General features: G+C 43.8%; 16 protein-coding genes and 1 tRNA gene. 4 read left to right on the plus strand and 13 right to left on the minus strand.

Annotation, left to right across the window (positions count from 1 at the left end; translation table 11 throughout):
- Positions 1 to 63 precede the first annotated feature (63 nt).
- The 4 genes from CCU_RS02470 to CCU_RS02485 form a co-directional block, all read right to left on the minus strand.
- Entirely contained in the window at positions 64 to 1902 is a 1839-nt protein-coding gene (locus tag CCU_RS02470) for a vWA domain-containing protein (RefSeq protein ID WP_015533437.1), read from the minus strand.
- Between the two features lie 118 nt (positions 1903 to 2020).
- Positions 2021 to 2731 carry a hypothetical protein gene (locus tag CCU_RS02475; RefSeq protein ID WP_015533438.1) on the minus strand — a complete coding sequence of 237 codons (711 nt, stop codon included), beginning with the start codon at positions 2729 to 2731 and terminating at the stop codon, positions 2021 to 2023.
- Positions 2728 to 3246 (minus strand): RNA polymerase sigma factor, encoded by a 519-nt coding sequence (locus tag CCU_RS02480; protein WP_015533439.1) that lies wholly within the window; start codon positions 3244 to 3246, stop codon positions 2728 to 2730. The genes CCU_RS02475 and CCU_RS02480 overlap by 4 nt, the downstream gene beginning before the upstream one ends.
- 89 nt (positions 3247 to 3335) lie before the next feature.
- On the minus strand, positions 3336 to 4277 hold the full coding sequence (locus tag CCU_RS02485; protein ID WP_015533440.1) for a hypothetical protein: 942 nt from the start codon (positions 4275 to 4277) through the stop codon (positions 3336 to 3338).
- 181 nt (positions 4278 to 4458) lie between these two features.
- On the opposite strand from CCU_RS02485, the gene CCU_RS02490 reads away from it, so the two are divergent.
- Both CCU_RS02490 and CCU_RS02495 read left to right on the plus strand, forming a co-directional pair.
- Positions 4459 to 5178 (plus strand): GTP pyrophosphokinase, encoded by a 720-nt coding sequence (locus CCU_RS02490; RefSeq protein ID WP_015533441.1) that lies wholly within the window; start codon positions 4459 to 4461, stop codon positions 5176 to 5178.
- A gap of 124 nt (positions 5179 to 5302) precedes the next feature.
- A tRNA-Arg gene (locus CCU_RS02495) sits at positions 5303 to 5376 on the plus strand.
- A 124-nt stretch (positions 5377 to 5500) separates the two neighbouring features.
- Here the strand turns inward: CCU_RS02495 and CCU_RS02500 are convergent.
- The 3 genes from CCU_RS02500 to CCU_RS02510 form a co-directional block, all read right to left on the minus strand.
- Complete coding sequence (locus CCU_RS02500) at positions 5501 to 5929, minus strand: hypothetical protein (RefSeq protein ID WP_004853714.1); 429 nt, start codon at positions 5927 to 5929, stop codon at positions 5501 to 5503.
- 71 nt (positions 5930 to 6000) lie between these two features.
- Positions 6001 to 6768, minus strand: a complete 768-nt coding sequence (locus CCU_RS02505; RefSeq protein WP_015533442.1) for a hypothetical protein — start codon at positions 6766 to 6768, stop codon at positions 6001 to 6003.
- A gap of 139 nt (positions 6769 to 6907) precedes the next feature.
- Entirely contained in the window at positions 6908 to 7924 is a 1017-nt protein-coding gene (locus CCU_RS02510; RefSeq protein ID WP_015533443.1) for a hypothetical protein, read from the minus strand.
- 159 nt (positions 7925 to 8083) lie between these two features.
- Between CCU_RS02510 and CCU_RS02515 the strand changes: the two genes are divergently transcribed.
- Both CCU_RS02515 and CCU_RS02520 read left to right on the plus strand, forming a co-directional pair.
- Positions 8084 to 9364 (plus strand): amidohydrolase family protein, encoded by a 1281-nt coding sequence (locus CCU_RS02515; RefSeq protein ID WP_015533444.1) that lies wholly within the window; start codon positions 8084 to 8086, stop codon positions 9362 to 9364.
- Between the two features lie 125 nt (positions 9365 to 9489).
- The gene (locus CCU_RS02520) at positions 9490 to 9720 is read left to right on the plus strand and encodes a hypothetical protein (protein ID WP_015533445.1); all 231 of its coding nucleotides are present in this window, start codon (positions 9490 to 9492) and stop codon (positions 9718 to 9720) included.
- Positions 9721 to 9784: 64 nt separating this feature from the next.
- Here the strand turns inward: CCU_RS02520 and sstT are convergent, their stop codons facing one another.
- From sstT to CCU_RS02550, 6 genes are all read right to left on the minus strand, one after another.
- Positions 9785 to 11035: a serine/threonine transporter SstT gene (gene sstT, locus CCU_RS02525; RefSeq protein ID WP_015533446.1), complete on the minus strand. Its 1251-nt coding sequence runs from the start codon at positions 11033 to 11035 to the stop codon at positions 9785 to 9787.
- 246 nt (positions 11036 to 11281) lie between these two features.
- Positions 11282 to 12397 (minus strand): 5-methyltetrahydropteroyltriglutamate--homocysteine S-methyltransferase, encoded by a 1116-nt coding sequence (locus CCU_RS02530; protein ID WP_015533447.1) that lies wholly within the window; start codon positions 12395 to 12397, stop codon positions 11282 to 11284.
- Positions 12398 to 12521: 124 nt separating this feature from the next.
- Positions 12522 to 13265, minus strand: coding sequence for a PIN domain-containing protein (locus tag CCU_RS02535; RefSeq protein WP_015533448.1), 744 nt, complete (start codon positions 13263 to 13265; stop codon positions 12522 to 12524).
- Between the two features lie 162 nt (positions 13266 to 13427).
- Complete coding sequence (locus CCU_RS02540; RefSeq protein WP_243440836.1) at positions 13428 to 13616, minus strand: IS3 family transposase; 189 nt, start codon at positions 13614 to 13616, stop codon at positions 13428 to 13430.
- Entirely contained in the window at positions 13592 to 14314 is a 723-nt protein-coding gene (locus tag CCU_RS02545; RefSeq protein WP_015533449.1) for an IS3 family transposase, read from the minus strand. Before CCU_RS02545 ends, CCU_RS02540 begins: the two co-directional genes overlap by 25 nt.
- On the minus strand, positions 14245 to 14776 hold a 532-nt coding region (locus CCU_RS02550; RefSeq protein WP_243440837.1), incomplete at its 5' end, for a helix-turn-helix domain-containing protein. The genes CCU_RS02550 and CCU_RS02545, both read right to left, overlap by 70 nt.

Raw genomic sequence — 14776 nt, forward strand, 5'->3', positions numbered from 1 at the left:
CAATGTGATTACAAAGTGTGATTACAAAGCCATATCGAACAGCTCCTCTTATCGACATTTTCCCTAGTCAGTTATATTCTGCGTCTGACGTACCATGTCTGCAAAGCCCTGCCACTGCATATCGATAATATCGCCACTGCCGGCTGAACTGTCCACCTTACCGCCAACAAGAGCCATAACCATATCAAAATCTGCAGAACCCACATATTCACTGTTTTTGAGGATCATACCATAGGCCGCCACGGCACTTGCCGCACTCATGTCAACGGACATTTCGCTGCTGTAGCTGTCAGTCTTCACCACACGGCTCACAAGACTGCTCTTATCCCCATCCGGCTCCTTGTATCTTACGTTCACTGTCGCAAGCTCACCGGTATAGTCCTCTGCGCTATCAGACTTATCCTTAACGTCTTGTGATGCAGTCTCCGATGTATTTGCCTGATTGGAATCCTGTCCGTATTTGTGCTCGGCTGCAGGCACATCGAAGTCTGATCCCGCAGGCACTATCTCATAGAGCACCGTCACCATATGTCCTGCGCCTATCTCGCCGCCGTCCACAGCGTCATTTGCAAAGTCCGCATCCGCAAGGGCGCGGTTCTCATAACCTATCTGCCTGTAACCCTTGACATTTGCCGGATTGAACTCTATCTGAAACTTCACATCCTTGGCAACGGTGTTCAGAGTTCCGCCCATCTCGTCCACCAGCACCTTCTTTGCCTCATACGCAGAATCTATAAACGCATAGCTTCCATCACCATTATCAGCAAGAGCCTCAAGCTTGTTGTCCTTCAGATTGTCTGTTCCAAACCCAAGCACGCTGAGAAAAATGTTGTTTTCCTTCTTCTCCTCGGTTATCAGATCCACAAGGTCGCTCTCACTGGTAAGCCCCACGTTCAGATCCCCGTCCGTTGCAAGTATGACACGGTTGTTGCCTCCCTCTATAAAGTTCTTCTCCGCCAGCTCGTAAGCTGTGATGATGGCATCTCCGCCGTTGGTACAGCCCTCGGCTGTCATACTTGAAAGCGCCTCATTTATCGTGTACTGCTCTGAGCCGGATGTGCCCGAGAGCACCACCGTATCCTCACCCGCATATGTGACTATGCTCACCTTGTCGTTCTCATCCAGATTCTCCGCCAGCATGGCAAATGACTGCTGCACGAGTGGGAGTTTGTTATCTTCATACATGGATCCCGAGGTGTCGATCAGGAACACCAGATTTGAAGGCTTCTTGTCTCCAAAATCTATTTCATCCGTGTTGATCCCAACCATCATGAGCTTTGTGGCCTTATTCCACGGGCAGTCCGAATATTCTGTGTATATGGAGAACTTCTCTCCATCCTCAGGCTTCCTTCTGTAGTCATAGGTAAAATAGTTCAGCATCTCTTCTATTCTCACCGCTCCGTCCGGTGGGAGACAGCCTGACTCTATATACGACCTGACGTTGCTGTATGATGCCGTATCCCTGTCCGCCGCAAATGTGGAGAGAGGTCTGTCCGCTGTGGATACAAATCCATTCTCCGCCACGCTGTCATACTCTCTCGTATCGTAGGCGATCTCTGTATACATAGAATTTGAAGTATCTGTCACCATCGCTGTATCTCCAGCGACTGTTGCCACATCACAAGCTTCCTCCGCATACATAACATCATTCGACGTACTGTTGAATATTCCACTCAAGCCATTGTCCTGCAGCGACTTCTTTTTTTGCTTACTTTCTTTTTCCCTGTACTTTTCTGCGATCCCTGTTATCTCTGTCTTATCCCCATTTTGTTTTTCAAGGCGCATTCCCCTTCCATCTACTGCATCATCGTTACCGCAGCCCGTAAGACCTCCTACCATCATAACCCCTGCCATAACTGCGCATATGGATCTTGCAAATATTTTTGAATTATATTTCATCATAAAAAATCCCTCCGTAATATGAATTTCAAGCTACCGGTCAAGCTTTATATTCTATATACGAAGGGATTATTATTTTTTATGGTAATTTCTGTATTTTTTAATTTTTGATTTGTTTGTGCTATTCTGCCCTCTCAAATCTGTACCAGTTGCCCTCAACCTTCACTACAAGGCTGCCATCATCACACACAATGTAGGCTGAGTTTCTGGATGGGTTCATGTCAAAGTTGACCTCGCCGTCATTTGCCGGCACGCCATCGGTGTAGCTCTCAGCGTAGGCCGCTTTGCTCTCATCCACGCTGTCAGCATCGACCATGTCGTATGTGTCCCTGTAGAGCACACCATCCAACATGATCATGGGGATATAGTCAGCACTATTCATAGAATTCTGAGCATCAGTATTTCTCTGTACATCATAGCTCGCCGTGGCGTTGTCTGCCATTTCAGCAGCATCGCTTTGAATATCGTCTGCCGCAGCCGCGTCACTTTCTTCTGCATAATAACTTTCATCCGAAGTCACCTTCACACTGTTGTCCTGCGCTGTCTTATCGCTTGCCCTCTTACGGCTGTTCCTTAACGGTCCGGCTACGATCAGCACACACACCACTGCCGCTGCCACAAGACCGGAAACGATCTGGATGGTTCTTCTGTTCCTGACTTTACGGTCTTTCTTGACTCCAAACTTCTTATCTCCAGATTTCTTATCCTGCACCCGCTGCGCATCCACCGCATCAAGTCCTGCCTCTATTTTTCCCCAGAGATCAGGTGCATCCATATTCTCTATATATTTGTCAGCTATTTCCTTTTCCAGTTCATCTTCATGTCTGTTCATAGTCTGCACCTCCTAAGTCTCTTGATCGCACTGTTGTAAAGCCACGTGACTGTTCCCATCGGCTTGCCAACTATCTCTGATATCTCTCTGAAGGTAAATCCTCCAGCCACCTTCATATCAACTATCTCCCGCTCATCAGGCTTAAGCGACTCCATGGCCACCTTCAGTGACACGCTGTTCACAACCTGTTCCTCCATGCTGCCACTCTGCCCGGTCTCCGGTATCTCATCCACCAGAGCCTCACGGTCTATCTTCCTGATCCTGTCCACCGCCATATTCCGGGCGATCGTGACCAACCATTTCTTATGTCCATTTCCCGGCTTATAGCTTCCCGCAATGCTATACAGCTTGATGAAGAATTCCGATGTCACATCCTCAGCCTCCTCGCGCTGTCCTATGGTGTCGTACACCACAGCATATATGAGCTTCAGATACGCATCATATATGTGCCGCAGGCTATCCCTGTCGCCCGCCGCCATCGCAGACATGCACTGTTCAAATTCTCTGTCTGTCATAGCTCCCTCCTCATGATAATATACGTTATATCAACTGATTTTTATGGAATGTCATTTAACTTTTTAATCTTTTCCGCCTATTTACAACATCATATCTTCCGCATGGCGGCAAATCCCATCACGTAATTTTTCCTGCCACCGGCCGTGTCAAATGGCCATACCATATGGCGGCTGTCAACCAGCTCCACGTCGTAGTTCATATGAAGCGACATATCCTTCATGAGCTGTGCCACACCTTCTATGTGCTCCACCGACTTCATCGTCTCCACATCCCGCCTGTCAAATGCATTTGCAAGCTTCTCTGCGCATGTCTGATCCTCACATGCAGCGACCTCATATCCATATATGAGGACATCCTTTGTCATATGGTACATGTAGTCATTGAGTCTCTCCACCGCCGCCTCGTTCAGCCCCGAGATGGCACTGCTTATGAGTCTAAGATCCTCGTCATGATAATTGTCCCTGTAGTGGTAAAGCAATGCCGCAAATCTGGAATTGAGCTGGCTGTGAAGCCCGACCGCCACACTGTAATCAAATATATCAAGATACCTGTCGGTGTCATTTACTATATCCCCAGATTCCGTTCTGCCAATATATTTACCGGAATTGGCAGTCGCTATGCCTGTCAGGAACTCAAGTATATGCTCGGTGTCCTCACAGTCCTCAAGCATCGCCTCATACAAGCGGTACTGGTCATCGTCTACATGCCAGAATGGAATATCCGCTATTATATAATCCTGTTCCTTCAACCCATATTCCCTGACTGCCGAAAGCACAGCTTCCCTGTCTCTGTCTATGAGCACCAGCCTGTAATTATCTGCCAATCTTCCTATATCTATATCGCCGGCCGGCCCTATTCCCCACAGTGCAAGCACAGGCTTTGAATTCGCTGCATCTGCATCCTGTCCGGATTCTTTTTTTACCCGGCAGTTATTTTCTATATATTCCGTCACCTCACGTCTGTACTGTTCCCATCCCACATAGGAATCCGGTATACGCTCCGTGGCGATCATCTCATCAAAATAGCTCATTGTCTTCTCCTGACTCTGTGAACTGACAAATAAAGCAAAATGGTTATGCCTGTCAGTATTTATTGATCATTCACAGGTATTTTATAAAATTTTATTTTTAAGCACAAGTGGAATGTAGTATAATACACATAGTTGTGCAACAGGACACACCATTCCAGTTTTTTTACATTTTGGAGGAGTTATGGAATCAATACAGACAAACGCTCTGAACAGCAAATACATCAATTCACTCCTGCGCCCGGAGGAAAATCCTTTCATGCAGGAGATGCAGAGTTTTGAGGAGATCATGATGATGTATTCATGTGCCATCAGAGAGGTGAAGACAAAATTTGAAGTGCTGAACGATGATTTCAGCGTAAGATATAAGAGAAATCCTATAGAATTCATACAGTCAAGGATCAAAAAGCCTGTCAGCATTGCCAAAAAGCTTGCAAGCAAGGGCTGTCCGGTTACATGTGCAAGTATACTGAACAATCTGGATGACGTCGCCGGAATAAGAGTCATCTGCCCATTCATCGATGACATATACATGGTGGCAGAAAAGCTCATAAGTCAGGACGACATCACCCTGATCGAGGCAAAAGACTACATATCGCATCCAAAGCCAAATGGCTACCGCAGTCTGCATGTCATAGTCGAGATTCCTGTGTTCTTCGCAGACCACACAAGGAATATGCGTGTGGAGGTACAGATCAGAACAATCGCGATGGACTTCTGGGCGAGCCTAGATCACCAGCTCAGATATAAGAAGGATATCCCGAACGTAGACATGATATCCGCAAGACTTAAGAAATGCGCAGATGTGATATCCGCAACAGACCTTGAGATGCAGTCCATCAAGAACAGCATATATGGTCAGAGGTATATTCCTGAACTTAAGAGAGAATCACCTGAAGAATAACTACAGTTATTTATTACTGATATTTTTCAACCTCAGGTTGAATGAAAAAATTGAAATATTTGCAACTTTTTATTTGACATTTGCTCAAACCTGTTGTAATATAACTGATGTTGTTAATCAACATGTGTGCATAGCTCAGCTGGATAGAGCACTTGGCTACGGACCAAGGTGTCGGGGGTTCGAATCCTCTTGCGCACGTGACAGAAGCTGTCTGAATTATTTCAGACAGCTTTTTTGTTTCATCAAAACTACTTTATAACAGCCAAATATTATTCATAAAAAAAGCCAGGGGTGCGGCTATAAGCTTTATTTACATAAAGTGCTACTCCCTGCTCCCCAGATATTCTTCCACCTTCTCCGGCGTATCCAGTCTCAGCCGTACAATAGTCATCATGATCATGTATCGCAGGACTTCCTTTAATATCTCTTCGTCAAACTGCGACTTCATATTTTCCGGATACGCATGTACGAGAAAATGCACATTGTAGGCATCGCCCTGTCTTGAGATAAATGCACTCACATAGAGGCCATTCATGACCGCTGTTATGATGTCGTCATCCGTGATCTGTATATTTATCTTATACATCTTTGATATAAACTTTACCGTCTTGTCTTCTTTTACGAGAAAACGCCTGTCTGTAATCTCTCCTATGGAAAAGTTCTGTTTATGGAGTGTTATCGCCTGCAGGAATTCTGATTCCCTGTCATTCTCAATTATATAATCATATATATCATTAGGTGTGTATGCCATATTGTTCAAGTTATCCTTTCATCTATTTGTCTATATGCTAAGCGCTTTTGTCTATCACTCGTCCGGAGTCGTCACGTCACACTGCCCATCGTAAGTCCGATCACAAATACCACAAATGCACCAATCGTAAGCACATACCACTCGATAACACGGACTGTAAGTTCCCAGTCAGACGGCTCAACATCATACAGGTTTCTCACCCTGGGCCACATGGCCAATCTGAAAAGTTCATCTGGAAACAGCATACTTACGACCGCAATGATGCATATAATGATTCCGAATATATATAATACTATATTTCCTCTGTTTGTTGTCTGCGGACCATTAATAAACTTCACTATTTCATAAATATCCGGCGGATTTGCATAATAATCTCCTAAAACCACATCAAAATCGTTGGTCATCGTGCCGTCCGCATTGTATACCATGTATCCATCTTTTGAGACAGCGCCTCTAAAAAACACCTTATCACCCGCCATGATCTTTACTCCGATATAATCATCAGATGATAACATGCCGTTCTCCGTCCCTGCCGGTATGGCAGAATAATCCTCCATCCAGCTATATGGTCCATATGTTACGTCTCTATACCCATCTCCTGTAAATCGATGATAACACTTAAATTCTATGCTCTGGTCATCATATACTGTGATACTTGTATGTCCATCTGTATATGTCACATTTCCCTGTTCTTCTTTTAGGGTCAGAAAGTCACCCCTGAATTCTATTCCCTTTATGGACATTATAATCGGATAAATTATGGAAAATGCTATGATCATTGCCACTATAATGCTCATCAGAACCTTTTGCGTCCTGGATAAATTCTTTATTCTCTCCATATACATTTCCCCCCTCGATCAGGAATTTTCTGTTATCTCCACGAGCTGCGAAACATACTCTGCAGATTTCAAATACATATCGACTGCCTATATTATCCTCCCATGCTAACCACAGCCCCTGACTACTACCCGCGCACGCCTAGAACAGATCCAGCGTATTGTCAAGATATATCTCTTCTCTTACCCGCAGCTGATACTCTGGTTTTGTCATATAGTATAGCAGAAATTCCAACACTATGGCACTTCCAAGACTTCTTCCCTCTATCTTGAAATTTGAAAACCCCAGTGGCAGGTAAATGTTCTTTATATCATCTATACCTATAAATCCGGGATTCTCCATCGCCTTTGAGAAACGATAGCCACCTGCTGCGTTCGGCGATGTACAGCGGTGAATTGATTTCTCACCGAGAGCCATACGGCTCACATCCTCATAGCAGTCTTTCCTGTCCTGACAGGAGAACCAACAGCATTCGTTGCACAGGAATTCCACCTTGTCTTTCTTCTTTTGCGTAAACGCACCCAGCCTGTCAAATGCTTTGTTCAGCCGAAAATCCGGCACAACATATCGGAATTCATCCCGGTCAAGCTCTGCTGAAAACAGATCAAAGTCCGTAATGACCTTTGTTGTCGATGAAACCATATATAGTCCCGGATAATTCTCCTGCAGATAATCAAGCAGCAGCTCCGAATGGACTATGACGCCATTTTGAACATATGCCTTGCCTTCTGCCTGGTTAGATCTTAGCATGATACTCCTGCTTCGGGTGTCATCTGCAACAGCCCTGCCATCCTCAAACGCCCTGCACAAGTCATTACACTGCTTATCAGCAAGGTGTCCCGGTCTCAGTAGTGAGTTGCTGAAGGTCAGCCTCGCCGATATTCCATACTCACTCATAAGTTCCAGCACATCTCCGGCACCGCTGTCACCATATCCCACTCTGCCACCGCCCCAGAGGCAGTCACCCGGTGCGCCATACACTGAACCGATATCACACCAGTCGTAAAAATATTCCCTGTGCTCACGATATAGTGGCAGGAACACCTTGTACAGCTCGTAGAATTCAAAAAGTCCGGGCAGATGGTAATGTGCCTTGTATTCAGTTTTGCTATTCCCTGTCTCTGTCTTTGATCTGCCAGACAATGGCTCATTCTTCATAGTGTTCATTTTCCCGTTTTTCTTTCAGTTCTCATATGTTATCTTAATTTCCGCATATTATCTACAATTATATAAAAGTTCTTCATCTGTTGCAAACCATGTTTAGGATATTGTATATTTGAGCTATGGGAATTCACATTTTATAAGCGAGGGATGACTATGAATTATGCATTTACAAATGGAAAAATATTAAACGGAACTAAAGATATGCAGATACAGACCGGGCTCTGTATCCTGGTCAGAGATGGCAAAATATATGACATCATAAAGGATACTGCTGATCTTGACGGATATAAGATCATAGACCTTCAAGGACATTACATTCTGCCGGGTCTTATCAATATGCATGTACATCTTGCGGGAAGCGGAAAACCACAGAAGAAGCAGCGCGACAATGAAAAACTTGTAAATACCATCATGGGCTCGGCGCTTACCAGAGCCATCGCATACAACATGGTGGCGGGCTTTGCAAAGGACGAACTGCTAAGCGGTGTCACTACCATAAGAACTGTTGGCGGCCTTGGCAACTTTGACACCAGACTGCGTGACGAGATCGAAGCAGGCACCAAGATGGGGCCGCGTATCCTTGCCGCCAATCAGGGAATCTCAGTTCCCGGGGGACATATGGCGGGATCTGTAGCTATCGCTGCTGCAAACATAGATGAAGCCCTTGCCCACCTGAACAAATGTGAGAAAGAAAAGGTTGACATAATCAAGCTCATGATCACCGGTGGAGTGCTTGATGCAAAGGAAAAGGGAGTCCCTGGAGAACTGAAGATGTCTCCTGACATGGTGAGCGCAGTCTGCGACAAGGCTCATGCAGACGGATACATGGTTTCCGCACACGTCGAATCTCCCGAAGGTGTCCGCGTTGCTCTGGAAAACGGAGTTGATTCCATCGAACACGGCGCTAAAATGGACGATGACATGATCAGACTTTTCAAGGAACGCGGGGCATTCCTCTGCACCACTATCTCTCCGGCTCTTCCATATGCCCTGTTTGACCGCACCCTCACGAATGCGACTGAGGTCGAGCAGTACAATGGAAATGTCGTATTTGAGGGAATCATTGACTGTTCAAAGGCAGCCCTGGCAAATGACATCCCTGTTGTACTGGGAAATGACGTCGGCTGTCCATGGATCACACAGTATGACTTCTGGCGTGAGCTATACTACTTCCACAAATACGTCGGGGTATCCAACTCATTTGCACTGTACACCGCGACAAAGCGGAGTGCAGAGCTTGCTGGGATTGGACAGCTCACCGGATCCATCGAGAAGGGCAAATATGCAGACATGATAGTCACCGCAGGAAATCCTCTTGACGATCTGCGCGTTCTCAGGAATCTTGAGATGGTCATCACCAAGGGAAACATCATCGACCACCCAAAGATCAAGAAGAGGAAGAATGTGGATGCGGAGCTGGACAAGTTTCTGTAAATAATGAATACTGTTTGTGTTTAATATTGCATTTAATGAAGATAAACCTGTTGTTTCTTTCATTGTTAATAGCAATGAGTTAAACTAAAAATACGACTAAACAGCAACGGAGGTTATTATTTATTATGGGAAATACATTTAGGGAAGTGCAGTGTTACAAATGCGGACATATTTTTATGTGGCAGAAAGATGGTATAGAATATCAGTCTGAATATCGTCTGGAAAGCACCAGCGAACTGCTGGGAATTGCAGCATGTCCTAAATGCGGAACGGATATGTTGGTAATTCCGCATATTCTTGAGGGAATCTCTAAAGATTCAAATGGAATTGTAGAATCAGGGATACGAGGAATATAAAGACAAAAACAACCGGGTATGTTTCTTCCTGAACATGCCCGATTATTTTTTATATGGGAATATCCTACTCATCTGGATTCACGATGGCGCCTATCTTAAACTCTCTGCCATCCTTTTGCCACTGTCTGTACTCCGCTGTAGCGGCAAAGAGTACATCTCCCGATGAGTTGATTGCCGTCTCAAGTGAATCCTGGACCACTCCGATGATCATTCCGACAGCAACAGCCTGCATGGATATATCCTGTGGGATTCCAAACAGCGAGCACGCCATAGGAATGAGCAACAGCGAACCTCCCGCAACACCTGAGGCACCGCACGCGCCAAGGGTTGCCATAAGACTGAGCATGAGTGCTGTCGGAACGTCAACCGACACTCCCATGGTATTTGCAACGGAAAGCGCCATTATAGTTATAGTGATGGCGGCACCATCCATATTGATGGTCGCGCCAAGCGGTATGGATACCGAATACACATCCGGGTCAAGTCCAAGTCTTTTGCAAAGTGACATGTTCACTGGGATATTTGCCGCAGAACTTCTGGTGAAGAACGCCGTCACACCTGACTCTCTGAGGCATCTCCACGCAAGTGGATATGCATTTCTCCTTAAGACGATAGTCGCAAGGAGCGGATCTACGATCAATGCAACCATAAGCATGGCGCCCACAAGCACAAGCAGCAATCTGCCATATTCCTTGAATATCGACAATCCACTCTCCGATACTGTCGTGAACACAAGTCCCATGATTCCAAATGGTGCGCACCCGATGATCCACCTCACGACGGTTGATACCGCATCCGATATGGATACAAGTGCAGATTTTATAGACTTGCTTGTCCGTCGCATGGCAAGTCCAAACAAAAGTGCCCATGCAAGTATGCAGAGATAATTTGCGTTGAGTATCGCATTTACGGGATTATCGGTGATGTTGAGCAAAAGATTCTGGAGGACCTCCATGATTCCCGATGGGACGACATCCGCCTGATATGATTCAAGGTCCAGTGTCATGGTTACAGGGAAAATAAAACTTGCGCTCACCGCCACTATCGCTGCGCACAGCGTGCTGAGCATATACATGATCGTCACCATACGGAACTGCTGGCCATTTCCCTTTCCTGCATTTGCAATTGAGCTGATGACAAGGGCAAACACCAGTATCGGCGCAATTGCCTTGAGCGCCCTGACGAACATGGTTCCGATCAGGCCTATTCCCGTTGCCCCCGGCACCAGAAGTCCCAGCACCGCACCGATCACTATTCCAACCAATATCTTCGCGATCAGCGACACCCTATTCCACATCTCTACAATCTTTTTCATGAATCTAACTCCTAACTATATCTATATTTCTGCTTTTTAACATACATTTTCTTTAGCATTCTTCTTTCTCAGAAGAAGTATCCTCACGAGCAAAAACACTGGGAATATAACTCCCGCAAGGATTCCGCGTTTCTTAATAGTATCATATATCGATCAGGCTTGTATATAACAGATTTCATAACACAAAAAGCGGCGAACAGATTCTTGCTTCTGTTCGCCGCCACTTCACTTCTATAATACTCTATTTTATGACCAGACTTCCTCTGCTATCTCCTTAACGAGCTTGAGCTTTGCCCACTGCTCTTCCTCTGTCAGCTTGTTTCCGATCTCACACGATGCAAATCCACACTGAGGGCTCAGGCATAATCTGTCAAGTGGTACATACTTTGCAGCCTCATGGATCCTTGCAATGACCTTCTCCTTGTCCTCAAGAACCGGAAACTTTGTTGTGATGAGTCCGAGCACGACCTTCTTGTTCTCTGAAACCTTTGCAAGAGGTGCAAATCCGCCTGATCTCTCATCGTCATACTCAAGGAACAGCGCATCTACATTCTCATTTGCAAATACATAATCCGCAACTGTGTCATAAGGACCGCTTGTGAAGAATGTTGAGTGGTAATTTCCTCTGCAGATATGTGAAGTGATGACCATATCCTCCGGCTTTCCTTCCAAAGCAAGGTTGTTCACTGCAAGCAGCTCCTTCTTGACATCCTCAAGTGATATTCCAAGTGACTTATATCTCTGCTTTGCTGCATCCCCCACTATGGCGCCCCATGTACAATCGTCAAGCTGAAGATTTCGACAGCCTGCATCGTAAAACTGCTTAATAACATCCTGATAAGCCTTTCCAATGTCCTGGATAAGCTCCTCATTTGTAGGATAGAACTTCCTTGTGTTTGCAATATTGTCAGGTACTATCATCTGCTGAAATGTCTGTGCAGGAGCCGGTATCGTATACTTTGCAACAGTATTCTCATCCTCGAACTGCTTTAAGAACTTGAAATATTCAACAAATGGATGAGCCTTTGCCTTTATCTTACCTACAAGATACGTATCATCAAGAACCGCAAGCTCTGCATCGAATTTCACACCATTTCCAGTGTTCTCATGGGCAACTCCATCAAATCCCCACATAAAGTCAAGATGCCAGAATGTTCTTCTGAACTCGCCATCTGTGATCGCATGGAATCCAAGTTCCTTCTGCTTTTCAACGACCTTGGTAATCTCCTCATTAACAACTTTGTCGAACTCCTCCTTGGTGATCTTTCCGTCCCTGTATGCCGCCTTCGCATCCTTGAGTGCCTGTGGTCTCAGAAAGCTTCCTACAAAATCGTATCTGAAAGGTGTCTGTAATTTGCTCATATGTCTTTATCCTCCGTCGTGTTTTCTCGTTTTCTTAACTTGAGGATATTCTAGCAGGATAGACTGTCCATGAAAAATACTATTATTTTGAGGCTCGTCATAGTTTCAGACTATGTGTAGCATACTATCTTCCCGGAAGGTCTTTTATCAGTGGCCTTATTTTCTTATAAACCGCCCCAACTTTATCATTAGAGAAGATTCTTTGCAAATCGTTATTTACCTGCTGCCTTGTTGTAGCAATTGATAACAATTGCACCACATTTTCTTTCTTATCTACAAATTCTTTTTCTTTGAAATTCTGATTCAAAAAAGACCTTATTTGCATTTCTTTTCCACCCTTGTCTGCCGAAACTTTTTCCTTTGTAACAGAGGTATTGGGTGTAATGGCATTTTTCCCTGTCAATTTGCATATCTCTTCTGCCTTTTGCACTTTTATCTTGTTAGACGCAAATGACTTAACAGCCTGATCGAAATCAGAGTCTTTTGAAATAATATAATACTTTGCAATACGATTCTGCTTGGCAAAATCCCTAATATCAAATAATATCTGACAGTCAACTGCATTTTTTATCGGAATTTGAACTTTTATATAATCAAAATGTGCCTTTGATGCATTAATCCTTCTATGTAATCCAAAAGTCATAGTATCAGCTGCATCGCTATAATAAATTCTTACACAATCCGTCTCTTCAAGCTTTGAAATTCCATTGAGTACTTCCCGATTAACATTTTCATAATCAACAAAAAAATAGCGATCATATACCAATTCAAGCTCATAATCATCTTCATAATCATCATTACTGCCTTCTACCCAATCCCAAAACCACGGCTCCTGCATATCCGTATAGAGTTCAGCATCATCTCCCATTATTCTTCCTCCTCTTTTTCTATACTACATCTATTTTATTTTTAAGTATAACACTCTCATTTGTATACTTCACTGTTTTTCTTATTTCATCGTAATAAAAACGGCAATGAACAGATAGTTTCCTGTGATATGTACCCAGAATCCTGGACACATATTTATGAACTAGGCTGAACACATGGATGCTATCCTGTATTGTACAGGTGGCATCCATTTTGTTTTTGCCTGAATTCTTTTGTTATTATAATAATCTATATATTCTTCAACCGCTTGTGAGAATTCTTCGAAGGAAGAATAGTCTTTCTCATAACCATAATACATCTCATTTTTCAATCTTCCAAAGAATGTCTCCATAATACAATTGTCATAGCAATTACCTTTCCGTGACATGGATGTACAATGCCATGTTCTTGTAAGGCATTTCTAAAATTGACATGCTGATACTGCCACCCCTGATCAGAATGAAATATTAATCCTTCGACAGAAGGAAATTTTTCAAAAGCTTTATTTAGCATTCTTTCTATCTGGCCAAGATTAGGAGTCCTAGATAAATCATATGAAATGATTTCGTTTGTATTCATATCTAACACTGGCGATATATAACACTTTCCCCATGAAAAATTGAATTGAGACACATCTGTGGTCCATTTTTGTAAAGGCGAAGTTGTGCTGAAATCTCTGCCTATTATATTATCAGCAATCTTACCAACTTGTCCCTTATAGGAATGATATTTCTCCTTTGGTCGTTTGCCGGCTAATCCTGATTCATGCATAAGACGCTGAACTCTCTTATGGTTCACCTGATACCCGCGATTAATAAGTTCCTGGTGAACCCTTCTTACGCCATATCTGCGTTTGTTCTCCTCAAAAATATTTTTTATTTCTTCTAGTACTTCTTGATTGCGTTCGGCAACAATATCGTTTCTGTTAATCTCAAAATAGTAAGTAGATTTAGCCATATGCATTGCTTTTAGGAGATACTTTAGTTGATATCCTTTTTCTCTGAGTTCTTTGATGATTGCTGCTTTTTCGCCTTGAGTTGCGCAACCCATTTTTCTTGCCTCAAGGCGATCCGTTTTTTTATTACTTCATTCTCGGCTTTGATATATTCATTTTCAGTTCTCAAGCGTATCAGTTCTTCTCGTTCCGATTCTGTTAAAGGTAATGGATTTGTTGATTTTTTCATTCTCGGTTCCTTTGTTGGTCGTCCTTTTTTACTTTCTACCAATCCATTATATCCTTGTAATTTATATTTGTGTACCCATTGATAAAGCAGTCCTGCATTAATGCCTGCTTCTATGGCAACTTTCGTTCTTGGTGTGCCTGCAATAACCTTTGAAATCAGTTCAAGTTTTTCTTCGGGTGTCCATACCTTATTAAACACCTTATGTTTTAAAACTTCTGGACCATGTAAATCAACCAATCTGGACCATTCTCGTATATGCCTTTTGAGAGTATTGGGATTCAGCCCCTCTGGGATGTCAGGATACGAACCCAAATGATACAATTCAACA

Origin of the sequence: Coprococcus sp. ART55/1 (assembly GCF_000210595.1) — a bacterium.
Taxonomy (GTDB): domain Bacteria; phylum Bacillota; class Clostridia; order Lachnospirales; family Lachnospiraceae; genus Coprococcus; species Coprococcus aceti.

Coding starts and splice junctions, on each gene's coding strand:
- CCU_RS02520 (WP_015533445.1), top strand. CDS start 9,490: ATGGGAAATACATTTAGGGAAGTGCAGTGTTACAAATGCGGACATATT.
- CCU_RS02480 (WP_015533439.1), bottom strand. CDS start 3,246: ATGACAGACAGAGAATTTGAACAGTGCATGTCTGCGATGGCGGCGGGC.
- CCU_RS02510 (WP_015533443.1), bottom strand. CDS start 7,924: ATGAAGAATGAGCCATTGTCTGGCAGATCAAAGACAGAGACAGGGAAT.
- CCU_RS02545 (WP_015533449.1), bottom strand. CDS start 14,314: ATGGGTTGCGCAACTCAAGGCGAAAAAGCAGCAATCATCAAAGAACTC.
- CCU_RS02540 (WP_243440836.1), bottom strand. CDS start 13,616: ATGGAGACATTCTTTGGAAGATTGAAAAATGAGATGTATTATGGTTAT.
- CCU_RS02475 (WP_015533438.1), bottom strand. CDS start 2,731: ATGAACAGACATGAAGATGAACTGGAAAAGGAAATAGCTGACAAATAT.
- CCU_RS02505 (WP_015533442.1), bottom strand. CDS start 6,768: ATGGAGAGAATAAAGAATTTATCCAGGACGCAAAAGGTTCTGATGAGC.
- sstT (WP_015533446.1), bottom strand. CDS start 11,035: ATGAAAAAGATTGTAGAGATGTGGAATAGGGTGTCGCTGATCGCGAAG.
- CCU_RS02490 (WP_015533441.1), top strand. CDS start 4,459: ATGGAATCAATACAGACAAACGCTCTGAACAGCAAATACATCAATTCA.
- CCU_RS02500 (WP_004853714.1), bottom strand. CDS start 5,929: ATGGCATACACACCTAATGATATATATGATTATATAATTGAGAATGAC.
- CCU_RS02515 (WP_015533444.1), top strand. CDS start 8,084: ATGAATTATGCATTTACAAATGGAAAAATATTAAACGGAACTAAAGAT.
- CCU_RS02535 (WP_015533448.1), bottom strand. CDS start 13,265: ATGGGAGATGATGCTGAACTCTATACGGATATGCAGGAGCCGTGGTTT.
- CCU_RS02530 (WP_015533447.1), bottom strand. CDS start 12,397: ATGAGCAAATTACAGACACCTTTCAGATACGATTTTGTAGGAAGCTTT.
- CCU_RS02485 (WP_015533440.1), bottom strand. CDS start 4,277: ATGAGCTATTTTGATGAGATGATCGCCACGGAGCGTATACCGGATTCC.
- CCU_RS02470 (WP_015533437.1), bottom strand. CDS start 1,902: ATGATGAAATATAATTCAAAAATATTTGCAAGATCCATATGCGCAGTT.